This is a genomic window from Streptomyces sp. NPDC002669 (genome assembly GCF_042889165.1).
Lineage (GTDB): Bacteria > Actinomycetota > Actinomycetes > Streptomycetales > Streptomycetaceae > Streptomyces.
Map to the genome: position 1 here is coordinate 34676 of NZ_JBIAQQ010000032.1, position 16641 is coordinate 51316.

13 protein-coding genes and 1 pseudogene are annotated in these 16641 nt (G+C 72.7%); 5 read left to right on the forward strand and 9 right to left on the reverse strand.

What is annotated here, in order from left to right:
• Positions 1-7: 7 nt before the first annotated feature.
• Both ACFYW1_RS33350 and ACFYW1_RS33355 read right to left on the reverse strand, forming a co-directional pair.
• Positions 8-1102, reverse strand: coding sequence for a hypothetical protein (locus ACFYW1_RS33350; RefSeq protein ID WP_389001816.1), 1095 nt, complete (start codon positions 1100-1102; stop codon positions 8-10).
• A 52-nt stretch (positions 1103-1154) separates the two neighbouring features.
• Entirely contained in the window at positions 1155-3047 is a 1893-nt protein-coding gene (locus ACFYW1_RS33355) for a glycoside hydrolase family 15 protein (protein ID WP_389001819.1), read from the reverse strand.
• Between the two features lie 221 nt (positions 3048-3268).
• On the opposite strand from ACFYW1_RS33355, the gene ACFYW1_RS33360 reads away from it, so the two are divergent.
• The 3 genes from ACFYW1_RS33360 to ACFYW1_RS33370 all read left to right on the forward strand — a co-directional run bounded on the left by ACFYW1_RS33360 (position 3269) and on the right by ACFYW1_RS33370 (position 5212).
• Entirely contained in the window at positions 3269-3766 is a 498-nt protein-coding gene (locus ACFYW1_RS33360) for a peptidylprolyl isomerase (RefSeq protein ID WP_389001822.1), read from the forward strand.
• A gap of 110 nt (positions 3767-3876) precedes the next feature.
• Positions 3877-4380, forward strand: coding sequence for a hypothetical protein (locus ACFYW1_RS33365; protein WP_389001825.1), 504 nt, complete (start codon positions 3877-3879; stop codon positions 4378-4380).
• Positions 4381-4459: 79 nt separating this feature from the next.
• Positions 4460-5212 (forward strand): Clp protease N-terminal domain-containing protein, encoded by a 753-nt coding sequence (locus tag ACFYW1_RS33370; RefSeq protein ID WP_389001828.1) that lies wholly within the window; start codon positions 4460-4462, stop codon positions 5210-5212.
• A 140-nt stretch (positions 5213-5352) separates the two neighbouring features.
• On the opposite strand, the pseudogene ACFYW1_RS33375 reads toward ACFYW1_RS33370, so the two are convergent.
• Positions 5353-6047: pseudogene (locus ACFYW1_RS33375) on the reverse strand (serine hydrolase); the annotation flags it as partial.
• Positions 6048-6159: 112 nt separating this feature from the next.
• The gene (locus ACFYW1_RS33380; protein WP_389001831.1) at positions 6160-6735 is read right to left on the reverse strand and encodes a histidine phosphatase family protein; all 576 of its coding nucleotides are present in this window, start codon (positions 6733-6735) and stop codon (positions 6160-6162) included.
• Between the two features lie 296 nt (positions 6736-7031).
• On the opposite strand from ACFYW1_RS33380, the gene ACFYW1_RS33385 reads away from it, so the two are divergent.
• Positions 7032-7232, forward strand: coding sequence for a DUF1918 domain-containing protein (locus ACFYW1_RS33385; RefSeq protein WP_389001834.1), 201 nt, complete (start codon positions 7032-7034; stop codon positions 7230-7232).
• 136 nt (positions 7233-7368) lie between these two features.
• Here ACFYW1_RS33385 and ACFYW1_RS33390 read toward each other — a convergent pair whose 3' ends face one another.
• Positions 7369-8679, reverse strand: a complete 1311-nt coding sequence (locus ACFYW1_RS33390; protein WP_389001973.1) for a glycoside hydrolase family 10 protein — start codon at positions 8677-8679, stop codon at positions 7369-7371.
• A 197-nt stretch (positions 8680-8876) separates the two neighbouring features.
• Between ACFYW1_RS33390 and ACFYW1_RS33395 the strand changes: the two genes are divergently transcribed.
• Positions 8877-9737 (forward strand): 3-hydroxybutyryl-CoA dehydrogenase, encoded by an 861-nt coding sequence (locus ACFYW1_RS33395; protein WP_148833550.1) that lies wholly within the window; start codon positions 8877-8879, stop codon positions 9735-9737.
• Between the two features lie 97 nt (positions 9738-9834).
• Here ACFYW1_RS33395 and ACFYW1_RS33400 read toward each other — a convergent pair whose 3' ends face one another.
• The 4 genes from ACFYW1_RS33400 to ACFYW1_RS33415 form a co-directional block, all read right to left on the reverse strand.
• Entirely contained in the window at positions 9835-11184 is a 1350-nt protein-coding gene (locus ACFYW1_RS33400) for a transcriptional regulator (RefSeq protein WP_389001837.1), read from the reverse strand.
• Positions 11185-11644: 460 nt separating this feature from the next.
• Positions 11645-14155, reverse strand: a complete 2511-nt coding sequence (pheT, locus tag ACFYW1_RS33405) for a phenylalanine--tRNA ligase subunit beta (RefSeq protein WP_389001840.1) — start codon at positions 14153-14155, stop codon at positions 11645-11647.
• A complete protein-coding gene (gene pheS, locus ACFYW1_RS33410) occupies positions 14155-15282 on the reverse strand; it encodes a phenylalanine--tRNA ligase subunit alpha (RefSeq protein ID WP_389001843.1) in 1128 nt (375 codons plus the stop codon). Before pheS ends, pheT begins: the two co-directional genes overlap by 1 nt.
• 147 nt (positions 15283-15429) lie before the next feature.
• Positions 15430-16593 (reverse strand): ATP-binding protein, encoded by a 1164-nt coding sequence (locus ACFYW1_RS33415; protein WP_389001846.1) that lies wholly within the window; start codon positions 16591-16593, stop codon positions 15430-15432.
• Positions 16594-16641: the final 48 nt, after the last annotated feature.

The window sequence follows — 16641 nt, forward strand, 5'->3', positions numbered from 1 at the left end:
CCCCGGCTCACGCCCGGATGACGCGCATGCCGCCCCGGGCGAGGGCGTCGAGGAGGACGGCGAACAGGTCGCAGGGCAGACCCTCCGGCGTCAGGGTCCGGGACAGGTGCGCGCGTGCGGTCGCGGAGTCCCGCCAGAGCAGGGTCGCGGGTGCGGTGTAGCCGAAGGTGCCGCCCAGGCAGTCGTCGAGGGCGGGCAGACAGCCGCCGAAGTAGCCGCCCGGCCCGTTCACCGCCTCGCCGAGCGCCAGGTAGAAGCCCGGTTCGTCGGTGACGTACCGGCCGTCGAGTTCGTAGGTGTGACCGGCCGGCCGGTCACCGGCGGGGCGGTGGGCGGCCCGTTCCCGGACCAGGTCGTGCCAGGCCCAGCGGCGCCGGGTGTCGAGGCCCGCCCAGGCGCCCGGGGCGTCCGGCGGCCCGGCGAGCCACCGCTCCCAGACGGGCCGGACGTGTTCGGGGGCGGGCTCGAAGAAGTACCCGTCGAGTTCCAGGTCGATCAGATCGCCCCCGACGGAGGACGGGCGCCAGTCCGTGATCCTGGCCCAGAGCAGTCGTTCGGTGAGCGGCCGGCCCCCGTCGTCCCGTATCTCCAGGGCGGCCTGCTCCAGGTCCAGGGCCCGCCGGGTGCCCTTCGCCAGGGCCGCCCGCAGCCGGTCGTCCGGGGCGAGTCCCCGCAGGACGAACGGGGGTGCGGGCCGTTCCCGCGGCAGGATGCGGGTGAACTCCCGGCAGGAGCCCAGCCATCGGTGGCCGTCGTGCACCCGGACGCGGCCCCGGTGCCCTTCGGGCGGGCCCTCGTAGTCGTCCGCACCGGTGAGCACGAGGCTGTCCGCCCCGGGGAGCCGCCCCGGGCTCTGCGCGTCCTCCAGCAGCCAGGGGTCGATCGTCCCGTCGTCCGGCACCAGCCACGTCCGGTTGCCGATCCAGCCCCGCACCTCGGGGCCCTCCGGCACCCAGCCGAACAGTTCGTACGTCCCTCGCCGCGGCTCCCCGAAGAACCCGTCCACCGCGTCGCACACCCCCCAGGCCCGGCCGTGCTCCGTCTCCGTCAGCGTGTACCGCCCGTGGCCGCGGCGTCTCCCGTCCTCATGCACGGCGGCCATCCTGCCCGAGGCGCGCTCGCGGGGCGCACTCCTTTTCCCGTGGGGCCGGCTCTCAGCCGAGGGCGCGGTCGAGGTTGAAGGCCGCGCTGATCAGTGCGAGATGGGTGAACGCCTGCGGGAAGTTCCCCGTCTGCTCGCCGGTGCGGCCGATCTCCTCCGCGTACAGGCCGAGGTGGTTGGCGTAGGTGAGCATCTTCTCGAACGCGAGCCGGGCCTCGTCGAGCCGGCCGGCCCGGGTCAGCGCCTCCACGTACCAGAACGAGCAGATCGAGAACGTGCCCTCGTCGCCGCGCAGGCCGTCCGGGCTGGCCTGCGGGTCGTAGCGGTAGACCAGCGAGTCGGACACCAGGTCCTCCCCCAGCGCGTCCAGCGTGGCGAGCCACTTCGGGTCGGTGGGGGAGATGAACTTCGCCAGCGGCATCATCAGCAGGGAGGCGTCGAGGACCTGGCCCCCCTCGTACTGGACGAAGGCATTGCGTTCGGCGGACCAGCCGTGGTCCATGATCCGGCGGTAGATCGCGTCGCGGGCCCGCCCCCACCGCACGATGTCGACGGGCAGTCCGCGGTGCTGGGCCAGCCGCATGGCGCGTTCGACGGCCACCCAGCACATCAGCCGCGAGTAGAGGTGGTTCTCGCCGGCGCCCCGGCTCTCCCAGATCCCCTGGTCGGGCTGGTCCCAGTGGTTGCACACCCAGTCGACCACCTCTCCGATGCTCTCCCAGTGCGCGCTGGAGATGGGCTGCCCCCACTTGTCGTAGAGGTAGAGGGCGTCGATCAGCGCCCCGTAGATGTCCAGTTGCAGCTGGCCGACGGCGCCGTTGCCGACGCGCACGGGGGCCGAGCCCCGGTAGCCCTCCAGATGGGACAGCTCGCGTTCGGGCAGCTCGCGGCGCCCGTCGATGCCGTACATGATCTGCAGCGGGCCGGCGCCGCGGCTCGTCCCCGCCGCCCCGTCGCCCGTCGGCACCTCCAGCTGGACGTGCTCGGAGAGGAAGCCCATGAACGCCTCGGCCTCCTCGGTGAAGCCGAGCCTGAGCAGCGCGTACACGCAGAACGCGGCGTCGCGGATCCACACGTAGCGGTAGTCCCAGTTGCGTTCGCCGCCGATGCGTTCGGGCAGGCTGGTGGTCGGTGCGGCGATGATGGCGCCGGTCGGGGCGTAGGTGAGGAGCTTCAGAGTGAGGGCGGAGCGGTGCACCATCTCCCGCCAGCGGCCGCGGTAGCGCGACCGGGACAGCCACCGTCTCCAGTACCCGACGGTGGCGTTGAACTGCTGCTCCGCCTCGGACAGCGGGCAGAAGCGGGGAGCCACGTCGCCGCCGATCCGGTCCAGGGCGAAGACGGCGGACTCGCCCTCGTGCAGTTTGAACAGCGACCACACGTCCGGCCCGGCGACCTCCAGGGGCACGCTGGCCGTCAGGGCGAGGGTGAGCGCGGGCGTCTCGAAGACCGCCTGGCCGTGCCCGGCCCGTACCGTGTGCGGTCGGGCCCCGTACTCGAAGCGGGGTGCCACCCGGGCGCGGAACGGCAGCGATCCTCGTACGCACACCACGCGGCGGATCAGCCGGTGCCGGTCTGCCTCGCGCGAGTCGTCGACGACGGGCATGAAGTCCTGGATCTCACCGACGCCGTCCTCGGCGAAGAAGCGGGTGATCAGCACGTTGGTGTCGGGGAAGTAGAACTGTTTGGTGCGGGCGGGGGTGTCGGCGGCCAGCTCGAAGGAACCGCCCCGGTCCGCGTCCAGGATCGAGGCGAAGACACTGGGCGCGTCGAAGCGCGCACAGCAGTACCAGTCGATGGTGCCCCGGGTGTCCACCAGCGCCGCGCTGCGCAGGTCGCCGATCAGGCCGTGCTCGGCGACGGGCGGGTAGCGGATGTCCTCGGCACCCGGAAAACCGCCGGGAACCCGCCGTGTCCCGGCCGCCGTCTCGGTCTCCACCGTCACGTCGGACCTCCTCGGGCAGCCCCTCCACCAGGCTAGATCCTCCGCCCGGATCGAGCCGGACGGGGAAGGACCGGGCGCGGGAGCGGGCAGGGGTCCGAGGGGGCGGGAAGGGGCGAGGGGAAGGGCGTGCGCGGCCGCGGGACGGTACGGGCTGCCGGGCACGGCACCGCAAGGGACTCCCGATTGTCGACACCGGGCCGGTCGATGTCAGGATGGTCCCCATGACGAGCAAGGTTTACTTCGACATCACCATCGACGACCAGCCCGCGGGCCGGATCACCTTCAAGCTGTTCGACGACGTCGTCCCGAAGACGGCGGAGAACTTCCGGAAGCTGGCGACCGGCGAGGAGGGCTTCGGCTACAAGGGGTCGTCCTTCCACCGCATCATCCCGGAGTTCATGCTGCAGGGCGGCGACTTCACCCGTGGCGACGGCACGGGCGGCAAGAGCATCTACGGTGCCAAGTTCGCCGACGAGAACTTCGAGCTCAAGCACACCAAGCCGGGTCTGCTGTCCATGGCCAACGCCGGCCCGAACTCCAACGGTTCGCAGTTCTTCATCACGACGATCGTGACGTCGTGGCTGGACGGCAAGCACGTGGTGTTCGGCGAGGTCGACAACCAGGAGAGCATGGACCTGGTCAAGAAGATCGAGGCCCTCGGTTCGCAGAGCGGCCGCCCCAAGGCGAAGATCACCATCGCGGACAGCGGCGTCCTCTGACCCGCACCCCGAACCGCTGAAACGCAGCAGGCCCCCGACGGTCCCCGTCGGGGGCCTGCTGCTTTCCGCCTCCCCGCACGGGCTCCGTCACCCTCGGTACGGTGACGGGCATGGGGAACACCTTCGGCGTCGGGGACCGCACGCTGTACCTGACCAACGGGGGCACGGAAGTCTTCGTCGACGTGCTGATGCTGGCCGTGTCCGAACTCGCCGACACCCTCTGGGAGCACCGCTTCGCCGCGCTGCTGTGCCGGCAGGACCAGTCGGCCATGGGACGTGGAGCGGTCGGCTTCGACCTGGAGGACATCGACTGGGGCCGCTCCCCGCAGGAACGGGACGCGGCGAAGGACTTCGTGCTGCGGGTGCTCGACCTCGCGCTGCGCAGGCACCGGTGGGACGAGCTGGGCTACGACCCGCCGTTCATCGAGAACAGCCTGCGGCGTTACCGGGAGATGGTCGAGACGTTCGTCCCCGCCGGCGTCGACGCCGACGAGCGGGGCCCCTCCCTCTTCCCCACCCCCGAGGAGGCCGCCACGGCCATGTGCGTACGGCACCGGGTCCTGTCCGCACCGGCCTGGTGGGAGGACTGCGTCTTCTGCCTCTCGAACCGGTGAAGGAGCCCGGCGAAGGGACCCGTCCACGGACTGTCAACCGAGGGTTGACATCAGAACACTGTCAACCTACGGTTGACACATGGAGAATCCCGTACGCATGAGCAACCCCGTACGCCTCGACGACCTGATCGAGGCCATCAAGAAGGTGCACACCGACGCCCTCGACCAGCTCGCCGACGCCGTCATCGCCGCGGACCACCTCGGCGACGTGGCCGACCACCTGATCGGGCACTTCGTGGACCAGGCCCGGCGCTCGGGCGCCTCCTGGACGGAGATCGGCAAGAGCATGGGGGTGACCAGGCAGGCGGCCCAGAAGCGGTTCGTCGCCAAGGACCCGGGCGAGGTCTCGGACCTCGACCCCAGCCAGGGCTTCAGCCGCTTCACCCCGCGGGCCCGGAACGTGGTGATGGCCGCGCAGAACGAGGCCCGCGAAGCGGGCAACGACGAGATCCGCCCCGAGCACCTCGTACTGGGGCTGCTCAGTGAGCCGGAGGGGCTGGCCGGCGTGTTCATCAAGGCCCAGGGCGTCACGGCCGAGGACATCCGGCGGGCCGCGGCCGAGGCGCTGCCCGGCCCGGCCGCCGAGGTGCCCGACCTCATCCCGTACGACGCCGGGGCCCGCAAGGCGCTGGAGCTGACGTTCCGGGAAGCCCTGCGGATGGGCCACAACTTCATCGGCACCGAGCACATCCTGCTGGCCCTGCTGGAGCAGGAGGACGGGGAGGGTGTGCTGACCGGTCTCGGTATCGACAAGGCGACTGCCGAGACGGCCATCGCCGAGGCCCTCGCCATCGTCTCCGTCTCCCCCCAGGAGGCCCCGGGGAAGGAGTGAGCCGGAGGAAGTGAGCATCCCCCGCGCCCCGGGCGCGCCGGTGACCCGGCGCGTTCGGGGCGCGGGGCAGCCGGGCGTCCGGGGCCGACCCGTCGAGCCGTCGCCGTACGCACCGACGGGCTCCACCCCGTACGGCCGCCGAGCGCCCCGTACACCGCCTCGACCAGGGCCATCTTGCGCGGGTCGTCCGAGATCGCCAACCCCATCCGGTTCATCACGTACCCGAGGGCGAGGTCGGCCTCCGGGCCGGCCAGGCCGCAGGAGCCATCGGCGCCGTCATGGCCGAAGGCCCGCGGATCGGGCCCGTACGAACCCTCGGGTCCGCTCGGCCGGACCCCGAGGGCGATCTCCGTGTCGCGGCCGAAGCCCTCGCCGAGCACCAGGTCCCGGCAGACGCCCTGCCCCTCGCGGACGCGCTCGGCCGCCGTCGGCCGGGCGGTGGTCAGGTCCCCGTCGCAGAGCTCGGCCAGGGTGTGCGGTTCGCGCGGTGCGAGAACAAATGACACACGAGCGCGGCCCCCTTGCCCACCGCGGCGAATTCCGGCCAGTACGCGGCGACCGGCACATCGAGGTCCAGCAGGCCCCGGTCGGCGAGGAGGCGGGCGCACAGCGCGGTCGGGCCCTTGGCCGTGGACCAGACGTTGACCAGCGTCTCCCGCTCCCGGGGACGGGTGCGGGCGCCGTCGGCCCAGCCGCCCCGGAGGTCGGCCACGGGCCACCCACCGATCAGTACGGAGACGGCCGCGCCCGGCTCCCCGCGCTCCCGAAAATTTTCCTCGAACGCGGCCCGCACCGCGGAGAAACGGTCGTCGCACCGGTCGTGGACCCGTGGCACGGCGGCTCCTCCCGCCCGGACGGCACCCGTCGGACGCGCCGGACGGCCTGGACACGCAACGCACCGACCGGCCGGACCGGCGGGAAGGGTCCCGCCCGGCGGAGCCGGACGGTCAGTGGGTCCCCGCTTCGAGCCTCAGGCTCCAGCGGCCCGGCACACCGGTGAGCGTGACCATGGAGAGCGGCCCGACGTCCACGCTCCAGTACGTCGCGGGCGGGGCCTTGAGCGCGTAGACGAGCGCGGCCCGGACCACCGCGGGTTCGGCGACGGCGACGATGGCCCCGTCGCACGCGGGCCGGGTGTCCAGCCAGCCCCCTATCCGCGAGATGAACGCGAGCAGCGGTTCCCCGCCGTGCGGGGCGGAGCGCGGGTCGGCGAGCCAGGCATCGACCGCCGCCGGTTCGCACGCCGTGATGTCGGCGAGGGTGTACCCGCGCCAGCGGCCCATGTCGCAGTCGCGCAGGGCCGGCTGGACGAGCGGGGCGAAGCCGAGCGCGTCCCCGGTGGCACGGCTGCGCGGGGTGGGCGAGCAGTAGCGCAACTCGGCGGCGCCCAGGGGCATCAGGGCGCGCGCGGCGAGTTGGACCTCGTGCCAGCCGGCCTCGTCGAGCGGCCGGTCGTCGTCGAAACGTTCGGCGAGCAGCGCGGAGCCACGCGCCGCGGTCACGAGCGAGACTCGAAAAGTCATGGCCGTGATCGTGGGGCCGAACGTCCTTTCGGTCAAGAGGGTCTACGCGGGTCAACCTGCGCCCGGACCCGACCGCGCCACGTCCGCCCGATGGCTTGAACTCGCCTGATCCACAAGCAAGTTGGGCCCACCAGTGCGGTTCGGGGCTCCGGAACACTCGATTCCTTCCCCGACGGCTCCCCCACCCGCCCCTCCGCCCGGCCGGTACCGGGGCCCGCCGCTCCCCACCGGGCGAAGTCGCCCTGCGGACATAGACTTGTCGACATGGACCGCCACCCGTGAGGAGGTCAGTCGCGATGGAGGCACACGCGGGCGACCGGCTGCTGACACACGGCAGGACCGTGGGGCAGCACGACAAGGTCGCAGAGATCGTCGAAGTGCTCGGGGCCGGGGGCACTCCCCCCTACCGCGTCCGCTTCGAGGACGGACACGAGCACCTGATTTCACCCGGTCCCGACAGCGTCGTACAGCACACCGACCCCCGGAAGACTCCGTAACGGCCACCAGTGGCCCGACGCTTCCCTTCGCCCCGGGACGCCCGTGGCCGGGCCGCCGGGAAACCGGCCGGCCCGGCCACGGTGCTCGTCGCGTCCGCCCCGCCCCTGCTGTCGGCGGGGCGGACGCGGCCTTCCCTCAGCGGGGCGGGCGCGCCCGGTTGCGGTAGTGGTCGGCCACCACCCGGTCCATGGCCCCGATCGGGTCGTTCACCACGCTCTTCCCCGAGAAGTAGACATGGCCGCGCGCCTGGTCGTAGCCGGCGGCGAAGGCGATGTGGCGGGAGAGTTCGGCCGGGTCCTGCCAGGCGGCGGGCTGGGCGGGGTCGCCCGCCTTGTAGAGCGCCTCCCCCACGAACAGGTCGACGCCGGTACCCCGGACCGTCTCGGCCCACCAGGGCAGCAGCTTGGCGTAGTCGGCGGCGGCGAAGCCGATGTTCCAGTAGATCTGCGGGCAAATGTAATCAATCCAGCCCTTCCTCACCCAGCCACGGGTGTCGGCGTACAGGTCGTCGTAGGTCTGCACACCGGCCTTCGTGTCGGAGCCGAGCGGGTCGGTGGCGGCGTTGCGCCACACGCCGAACGGGCTGACCCCGAACTGGACGTTCTTCCTGATCTGCTTGATCCTCTCGGCGGTCTCCCGCACCAGCCGGTCGGTGTTGTCCCGCCGCCAGGCGGCCTTGTCCGGGAAGCCCGCACCGTACTTCTCGTACGTGGCGTCGTCGTCGAAGACCTGCCCCGCCACCGGGTACGGGTAGAAGTAGTCGTCCCAGTGCACCGCGTCGATGTCGTAGCGGCGGACCGCGTCGAGCATCGCGTCCTGGACGAAGCGGCGGACCTCGGGGATGCCGGGGTTGTAGTAGAGCTTCCCGCCGTACGGCAGCACCCAGTCGGGGTGCACCCTGGCCGGGTGCCCTGGTGCCAGCCGGGACGGGTCGGTGTGGTTGGCGACCCGGTAGGGGTTGAACCAGGCGTGCAGTTCCAGGCCGCGGCGGTGCGCCTCGTGGACGGCGGTGCCCAGCGGGTCCCAGCCGGGGTCCTTGCCCTGGACGCCGGTGAGGTACTGGGCCCACGGCTCGTAGGGCGAGGGCCACAGCGCGTCGGCGGTCGGCCGCACCTGGAGGATCACGGTGTTCAGCCGCCGGTCGACGGCCTCGTCGAGGTACGCGATCAGCTCGGCCCGCTGCGCGGCCGCCGTCAGGCCCGGTGCCGAGGGCCAGTCGAGGTTGGCGACGGTGGCGACCCACATCCCGCGCAGCTCGCGCCGGACGACCCGGCCCCGTCCGGCGTGCTCCGTCGCGTCGGGGCCGCCGGACGGGGCGGCGAGGGAGTCACCGACCCCCCTGGAGGGGCCCGCGAAGGCGTCGCCCGCCGCGGCGACACCGCCCACCGCGCCCGCGACCACCCCGGCCGCACCCGCCACGAAGCCTCTTCTGGCCATCTGCCGCATTTGTTGCACCTGCCGTCTCTTTGGCATCGTCGTCATCATCCGTCGCCCCCGTATTCGGGCGTAACGCAGAGCATGCCCGCCCCGGCCCGCAATGACCCGCAGGACGCGGAGTAACGTCGGGGGGTCGGGGCGGGCACCGGAATCAGACGGGAACCTGCGACACGGAGAACAGCGAAAGGCACGAGGTGACGGACTCTATGGCCGACATTGCACGCGTCGGAGTGGTGGGCTGCGGCCAGATGGGCGCGGGCATCGCGGAAGTGTGCGCCCGCAGTGGTCTCGAGGTCCTGGTGGCCGAGACCACCGGTGAGGCGCTGGAGATCGGCCGCACCCGGTTGCACAACTCCCTCTCGAAGGCCGCCGAACGCGGCAAGATCACTCCGGAGGAGCGGGACGGGACACTCGCCCGTCTGAGCTTCACCACCGACCTCGGGGAGTTCGCCGACCGCGATCTCGTCATCGAGGCCGTCGTGGAGAACGAACAGGTCAAGACCGAGATCTTCCAGGTACTCGACCAGGTGGTGACCCGGCAGGACGCGATCCTCGCCTCGAACACCTCCTCCATCCCGCTGGTGAAGCTGGCCGTGGCGACCTCCCGCCCCGACCAGGTCATCGGCATCCACTTCTTCAACCCGGCGCCGGTGCAGAAGCTCGTCGAGCTGATCCCCGCGCTGACCACGTCCGACGAGACGGTCAAGCGCTCCGAGGCGCTGGTGCAGGAGGTCCTCGGCAAACACCCGATCCGCGCCCAGGACCGCTCCGGCTTCGTGGTCAACGCGCTGCTGATCCCGTACCTGCTCTCGGCGATCCGGATGTTCGAGTCGGGGATCGCCAGCCGTGAGGACATCGACAACGGCATGGAGCTCGGCTGCGCCCACCCCATGGGCCCGCTCAAGCTCTCCGACCTGATCGGGCTCGACACGGTGGCCTCGGTCGCCGACTCGATGTACGCGGAGTTCAAGGAGCCGCTGTACGCCGCGCCGCCGCTGCTCCAGCGGATGGTCGACGCGGGCCGGCTCGGCCGCAAGACGGGGTCGGGCTTCTACCCGTACTCCTGATTCCTCACCGCTGTGCCCGACGGGGCCGGCCGGGGCGATCCCCCGGCCGGCCCCGTCCGCTTTCCCGGCCCCGCCCCACCGGCCACGGGCCACGGGCTCACAGCGGTACGCACAGGGCCCCGTCGATCAGTTCGGCGGCCCGGCCCGCCTCGGCGCCACCGCTCGCGGCCAGGCCCTCGCGCACGGTACGCAGCCGGTCGCGCAGCCGCCGCGACTCCATCCCCCCGGCCAGTGCGGCCATCTCCACCGCGGTGGCCGCCGCCCGGTCCGCCTCGCCCCGGCCCAGCTCGACCTGGGCCAGCACCGCCAGCCGGTGCACCCGGCCCCGGTCGTGCGCCGGGTGCCGTACCGCCGCCGCCGCGTGCTCCCCGGCCCCCGCCAGGTCGCCGAGGACGAGCAGCGCCTCGGCGACCTGCACGTCGACCAGGCCCGGCTGGACGTATCCCGCCTCGGCCGGCTCCTGCCCCGGCCGCATGCGCGCCGCCTCCGCCTCCGCGCGCCGGATGCACTCCCCGGCGCCGCCCGCGTCGCCGAGGCGGGCGTACGCCTTGGCCTGCATCGCGTACAGGTCGGCGGTGAGGGCGGGGCCGAGCCGTCCCCCGGCGGCCCGCAGCGCCGCCTGTGCGAAGGCGACGGACTGCCGGTACTCGGCGAGGAACAGCGACTGGTTGACGAGCAGGGCGATCACATAGCCGCCGAACCCCCGGTCCCCGCTCGCCTTGGCCAGCCGCAGCGCCTGGTGGAAGTGGCGCTGGGCCAGACCGTGCAGGTCGCAGTCGTACGCGCAGATCCCCGCCATCGCGACCAGCCCGCCCGCCGCCCGGTACAGCCGTCGGCCGGTGGCGTCGTCGTACCCGCCGCGCAGCAGCGGGGCGACCACGGAGTTCAGGAAGCCGGCGACCCGGGGCCTGGCCGCTATTCCGCCGGTCCTGCGGTACATCAGTTCGTAGTGGGTGCGGGCCGCGCGCAGGGTCACCAGGTCGGCCGCGCCGACGCGGACCGGGCCGTCGCGGGAGACGTCGGCGTCCTCGGGCGGGTTCTCCCACTCCCAGACGGGCATCACCGCCGCGGTTCCCGCGACGGGGGCCGGGGCGGGCGGACGGGGGCGCCCCTGTTCGTCCGAGCGCCACAGCGCGGTGGCCCGTTCGACGAACCCGGTGAACGGGCAGCCGGGGCCGGGCGAGCCGGTGCCCGCCTCCGCCATGCCGATGTCGTCCAGCGAGACGGGCCGGCCCAGCCGGCTCCCGAGCACCTCGCAGATCAGGTCCGGCACCCGGCCGCGCGGGCGCTGCCCCTTCAGCCAGCGGGCCACCGCGGTGTGTTCGTACCGCAGCGGGAGCCCTCGGGAGTCACCGGCCCGGTTGACGTGTGCGGCGAGGCCCGCCCGGGAGACGCCCGCTTCCTCGATCAGGGCCGCCAGCAGAATGTTGGGCTCCGTCGCTCCCATGTGCCCCTCCGGTGGTTCGGCACGCCGAGACGTGTCGCACCAGTGGAGCACGATTCACACGGGGTGTGAACGGAATGCCCGAACCGTCCCGCTGCGCACCCTGTCGCGCCGGTGCGCGGGTCGGTTGAATCAGTCGCCTCGCAAGAGGCGGACGGGTCGTCCGCTCCCCCTCGTACAGCACGACGACCCGCACCCGCGCCGTCCGTCCTGCCGACCTGCCCGGCACTCCGTGGCAGCCCGGACGGCGCCGGATCGCACGACCCACTGCCCACGGATCGGAGGGTGGCCACGGGGTCGGCACGGGGCCGGGTCCTCCCCGGGCCGCGCCGGGGCCCGGGTGCGATCCCGCCGCCCGCGAGCACGCAGGAGGGGCGCGTCCGGCCGGACGCGCCCCTCCTCACACCCGTACGGCCCCCGCCGCCGGATCACCCGGTGGCGGGGGCCGTACGGCCGTTTCCCGTCACGCGCCCCGCAGCACCGCGCCGGTGCGCTCGGCGGCCAGCGCCACCGCGGCGTCGCGCGCGGCCGTGGCCTCGTCGACGGTCAGCGTGCGGTCCGCGGCGCGGAACCGCAGCGCGTACGCCAGGGACTTGTTCCCCCCGCCGATCTGCTCACCGGTGAAGACGTCGAACAGCCGCACCGATTCGAGGAGCTCGCCCGCGCCGTCGCGCAGCGCCCGCTCCACGTCGGCGGCCGGGACGTCCTGCGCGACGACCAGCGCGACGTCCTGGGTCGCCACCGGGAAGGTGGAGATCCGGGGCGCCCGGAGCACGCCGTCGACGGCCTGCTCCAGGACGTCGAGCTCGACCTCCATGGCGCAGGTGCGCTCGGGCAGGTGGAACTCCTTGACGACCCGCGGGTGCAGCTCGCCGGCGTGCCCGAAGAGGGTCTCCTCGCCGTCGACCGTGACGTACAGCGCGGCGCACCGGCCGGGGTGCCACGGCGTGTGCCGGTCGCTGCGGACGGTCACCTCGACACCGGCCTCGCGGGCGATGGTGCGGGCGGCCTCGATGGCATCCGCCCAGTCGGCCGGGCGGCCCCTGCCCCACCAGCCGGCCTGCTCGCGGGCGCCCGCGAGGACGACCGCGGCACGGCGCGGCTGACGCGGCAGCGAGGCATCGAGCCCGGCGATCTCCTCGTCGGTGGGACGGCGGTCGACGGGCAGCCGTACGGCCTTCGTCTCGGTGCCGGTCGGCCTGAAGACCAGGCCGGTCTCGAAGAGCGCGAGGTCGTGGCTGCCGCGGCCGTCGTTGCGCCGCAGTGCGCCGAGCAGGCCCGGCAGCAGCGTGGTGCGCAGCGCCGGTTCCTCGTCGGAGAGCGGGTTGACGATCTTGACGGTGCGGCGGCGGGCGTCGTCGGCCTCCAGCCCGAGCCGGTCGAGGACGGCGTCGCCGATGAACGGGTAGTTCAGCGCCTCGACGTAACCGGCCCCGGCGAGCGCCCGGCCGATCCTGCGGTGCAGCCGCTGGCGGTCGGTGAGCCCGCGGCCGGAGGGCGGGGTCGGGAGGGTGGAGGGGAGGTTCTCGTAGCCCTCCAGCCGGATGACCTCCTCGGCGAGGTCGTTCGGCTCGCCGAGGTCGGGACGCCAGGACGGCACGGTGACGATCAGCTCGTCCTGCCCGTAGACGTCGCAGCCGACCTCCTGGAGGCGGCGCACGACGGTCTCGCGGCCGTACTCGACACCGGCCACCCGGTCGGGGTGGTTCGCCGGCATCGCGATGGTGCGGGGCGCGGAGGGCGCGCTGATCTCGGTGACGCCGCTCTCGGCGGTGCCGCCGGCCAGCAGCACCAGCAGGTCGACGGTGCGCTGCGCGGCGGCGGCCGCGGCCTGCGGGTCGGCGCCGCGCTCGAAGCGCTTGGACGCCTCGGAGGACAGCTTGTGGCGGCGCGCGGTCCGGGCGATCGAGATCGCGTCGAAGTGCGCGGCCTCGATGACGACCTCGGTGGTCCCGGCGCCTTCCTGGAGGTCGGCGATCTCGGTGTTGGCGCCGCCCATGACGCCCGCGAGGCCGATCGGTCCGCGGTCGTCGGTGATGACCAGGTCCTCGGCGTCCAGGACGCGGACCGTGCCGTCGAGGGTGGTGAGCTTCTCGCCCTGCTGGGCGCGACGCACCCCGATCGGTCCCTCGATGCGGGTGCGGTCGTAGGCGTGCAGCGGCTGGCCGAGCTCCAGCATCACGTAGTTGGTGATGTCGACGGCGAGCGAGATCGGGCGCATCCCGGCCTTCTGCAGCCTGCGCTGCAGCCAGATCGGGGAACGGGCCTCGGGCTGCAGGCCGACGACGGTGCGCGCGGTGAACTTGTCGCAGCCCAGCGGGTCGGCGACCTTGACCGGGTAGCCGAAGGCGTTCGGCGCGGGCACGTCCAGGAGCGCCGGGTCGCGCAGCGGCAGCCCGTACGCGATGGCGGTCTCGCGGGCGACGCCGCGCATGGAGAGGCAGTAGCCGCGGTCGGGCGTGACGGCGATGTCGAGGACCTCGTCGACGAGCTGGAGCAGCTCGATCGCGTCGGTGCCGGCCTCGTGCTCCGGCGGCAGCACGATGATGCCGTGCGTGCCGTCGTCGCCCATGCCGAGCTCGCCGGTGGAGCAGATCATGCCGTGCGAGGTCTTGCCGTACGTCTTGCGGGCGGCGATCGCGAAGTCGCCGGGCAGCACGGCGCCCGGGAGGACCACGACGACCTTGTCGCCGACGGCGAAGTTGCGGGCGCCGCAGACGATCTCCTGCGGCTCACCGGTGCCGTTGGCGTTGCCGACGTCGACCGTGCAGAAACGGATGGGCTTCTTGAAGCCCTCCAGCTCCTCGATGGTCAGTACCTGCCCGACGACCAGCGGGCCCTTGAGGCCGGCGCCGATCTGCTCGACGGTCTCGACCTCCAGCCCCACACCGATGAGCTTGGCCTGTACGTCCCGGCCGGTCTCCGTCGCCGGCAGGTCGACGTACTCCCGCAGCCAGGAAAGCGGGACCCGCATCAGATCTCCATCCCGAACGGCCGGGTGAACCGGACGTCACCCTCGACCATGTCTCGCATGTCTTCTACGTTGTGGCGGAACATCAGCATCCGTTCGATGCCGAACCCGAAGGCGAATCCGCTGTACTTCTGGGGGTCGACGCCGCAGGCGACGAGCACCTTGGGGTTGACCATGCCGCAGCCGCCGAGCTCGATCCAGCCCTCGCTGCCGCAGGTGCGGCAGGGGCGGTCGGGGTTGCCGACGGACGCGCCGCGGCAGACGTAGCAGACCATGTCCATCTCGGCGGACGGCTCGGTGAACGGGAAGAAGTTCGGCCGCAGCCGGGTCTTCATGTCCGGTCCGAAGAGCGCCTGGACCATGTGGTCGAGGGTGCCCTTGAGGTCGGCCATGGTGAGGCCCTCGTCGACGGCCAGCAGCTCGATCTGGTGGAAGACCGGGGTGTGCGTCGCGTCCAGCTCGTCGGTGCGGTAGACGCGACCGGGGCAGACGACGTAGACGGGGGGTTCCCGGTCGAGCAGGGAGCGGGCCTGGACGGGCGAGGTGTGCGTGCGCAGCACGACGCCGGACTCGTCGGTCTTCGCACCGTCGGCGCCCTGGACGAAGAAGGTGTCCTGCATCTGCCGGGCCGGGTGGTCGGGCACGAAGTTCAGGGCGTCGAAGTTGAACCACTCCGCCTCCACCTCGGGGCCCTCGGCGACCTCGTAGCCCATGGCCACGAAGACGTCCGCGACGCGCTCCATGAAGGTCGTCAGCGGGTGACGGGCACCGGCCGGGGTGCGGTCGTAGGGCAGCGTGACGTCCACCGCCTCCTCGACCAGCACGCGGGCGTCCCGCTCGGCCTCCAGCTCCGCCTGGCGGGCGGCGAGGGCCTTGTTCACGGCGCCGCGGGCCTGGCCCACGCGCTTGCCCGCCTCGGCCTTGGCCTGCGGCGGCAGCGCGCCGATCTCGCGGTTGGCGAGCGCGAGGGGCGAGGTGCCACCGGTGTGCGCGGTCTTCGCCTGGGCGAGCGCGTCGAGGTCACCGGCGGCGGCGAAGGCGGCGAACGCCTCGTCCCGCATGCGCTCGATCTCTTCCGGTTTCAGTGCCTCGACCTCGACTGGGTCGTACGACTTGTTCGGTGCCGACATCTCTTCCCGTGCTTCCGATTGGCTGGTAATGCTCTGAACCGGGTACGCCCCGGACCCCGCGGCCCGGCTGCTCGACGGCAGGCGGACGCAAAGGTGCCAAAAGTCGAGTCTAAGGGCCGTGGAACGTGTGAGAGGCCCGTGGGCTGCTCAGACCAGGTAGGCCGGCGTGCTCACGGGCAGGATAAATCGGAACTCCGCCCCGCCGCCGGGGCCGCGGCCGACCGTGATCGTGCCGCCGTGCGCCTCGACGATGCCCTTGACGATGTAGAGGCCCAGTCCGGTGCCGCCGCGCTTGCTCCCCCGCCAGAAGCGGGTGAAGACACGGCCCATCGACTCCTCGGGGATGCCGGGACCTTCGTCGCTCACGGTGACGGCCGTTCCCTTCTCGTCGCTCTTCGCGGGTGCGGGTGCGACTTCGATGGTGACGGTTCCCTCGCCGTGGCGCACCGCGTTTTCCAGCAGGTTGCCGAGGACCTGGTCGACCTTGTCCGGATCGGCCCAGACCACGGGCAGCGGCTGGCAGGTGCGCACGAGGAAGCGGTCGGGGGTCTGGCCGTTCGCGGTGAGGGCCTGGACGTGGCGTTCGACGGCCGCGGAGAGGTCCACGGGCTGGCGTCGCAGCTCCAGCCGTCCCGAGTCGATCCGGGAGATGTCGAGCAGTTCGGTGATGAGCCGGGTGACGCGGTTGGCGTCGGCGTCGACGGTCTCCAGCATCAGGCGCTTCTGGTCGTCGGTGAACCGCTCCCACTTGGCGAGGAGGGTCGCGGTGAAGCCCTTGACCGAGGTCAGCGGGGAGCGCAGCTCGTGGGCGACGGTCGCGATCAGCTCGGCGTGGCTGCGCTCGGTGCGGCGGCGGGCCTCGGTGCCGCGCAGCGAGACGACCAGCCGGCGCACGGGGCCGGTGGGGTGCTCGCGCACGTACCGGGCGGAGACCAGGACCTCCCGGCCGCCGGGCAGCAGCAGATTGCGTTCGGGCTGGCCGACCCGGGTGGCGAGACCGCCGTACGGATCGGTCAGCGCCCACCAGCGGCGGCCCTTGAGGTCCTCCAGCGGCAGTGCCTGTTCCAGGGGCAGGCCGAGGGCGGCGTCGCGGGGCACGGCGGTGATCCGGACCGCGGCGGAGTTGAAGCAGACGACCCGGCCGTTCTCGTCGGCGACGACGAGGCCGTCGGGCAGGTCGTCGGGGTCGACGCCGATGGCGGTGGTGACGAGGTCCGACTCCCCGGTCGGCTCGTCCGCCCCGTCCGGGCGTTCGCATCCGCGCACGACTGCGGTGTGCGTCTCGCGCGGCCTGCTCATGCCGACAGCCATATCCCGTACCCCACCTCTCGAACCGGTGCAGTGGGCCCCCGAGTTCGC

Coding starts and splice junctions, on each gene's coding strand:
- ACFYW1_RS33350 (WP_389001816.1), bottom strand. CDS start 1,102: ATGGCCGCCGTGCATGAGGACGGGAGACGCCGCGGCCACGGGCGGTAC.
- ACFYW1_RS33360 (WP_389001822.1), top strand. CDS start 3,269: ATGACGAGCAAGGTTTACTTCGACATCACCATCGACGACCAGCCCGCG.
- ACFYW1_RS33365 (WP_389001825.1), top strand. CDS start 3,877: ATGGGGAACACCTTCGGCGTCGGGGACCGCACGCTGTACCTGACCAAC.
- ACFYW1_RS33370 (WP_389001828.1), top strand. CDS start 4,460: ATGGAGAATCCCGTACGCATGAGCAACCCCGTACGCCTCGACGACCTG.
- ACFYW1_RS33380 (WP_389001831.1), bottom strand. CDS start 6,735: ATGACTTTTCGAGTCTCGCTCGTGACCGCGGCGCGTGGCTCCGCGCTG.
- ACFYW1_RS33385 (WP_389001834.1), top strand. CDS start 7,032: ATGGAGGCACACGCGGGCGACCGGCTGCTGACACACGGCAGGACCGTG.
- ACFYW1_RS33390 (WP_389001973.1), bottom strand. CDS start 8,679: ATGCGGCAGATGGCCAGAAGAGGCTTCGTGGCGGGTGCGGCCGGGGTG.
- ACFYW1_RS33395 (WP_148833550.1), top strand. CDS start 8,877: ATGGCCGACATTGCACGCGTCGGAGTGGTGGGCTGCGGCCAGATGGGC.
- ACFYW1_RS33400 (WP_389001837.1), bottom strand. CDS start 11,184: ATGGGAGCGACGGAGCCCAACATTCTGCTGGCGGCCCTGATCGAGGAA.
- pheT (WP_389001840.1), bottom strand. CDS start 14,155: ATGCGGGTCCCGCTTTCCTGGCTGCGGGAGTACGTCGACCTGCCGGCG.
- pheS (WP_389001843.1), bottom strand. CDS start 15,282: ATGTCGGCACCGAACAAGTCGTACGACCCAGTCGAGGTCGAGGCACTG.
- ACFYW1_RS33415 (WP_389001846.1), bottom strand. CDS start 16,593: ATGGCTGTCGGCATGAGCAGGCCGCGCGAGACGCACACCGCAGTCGTG.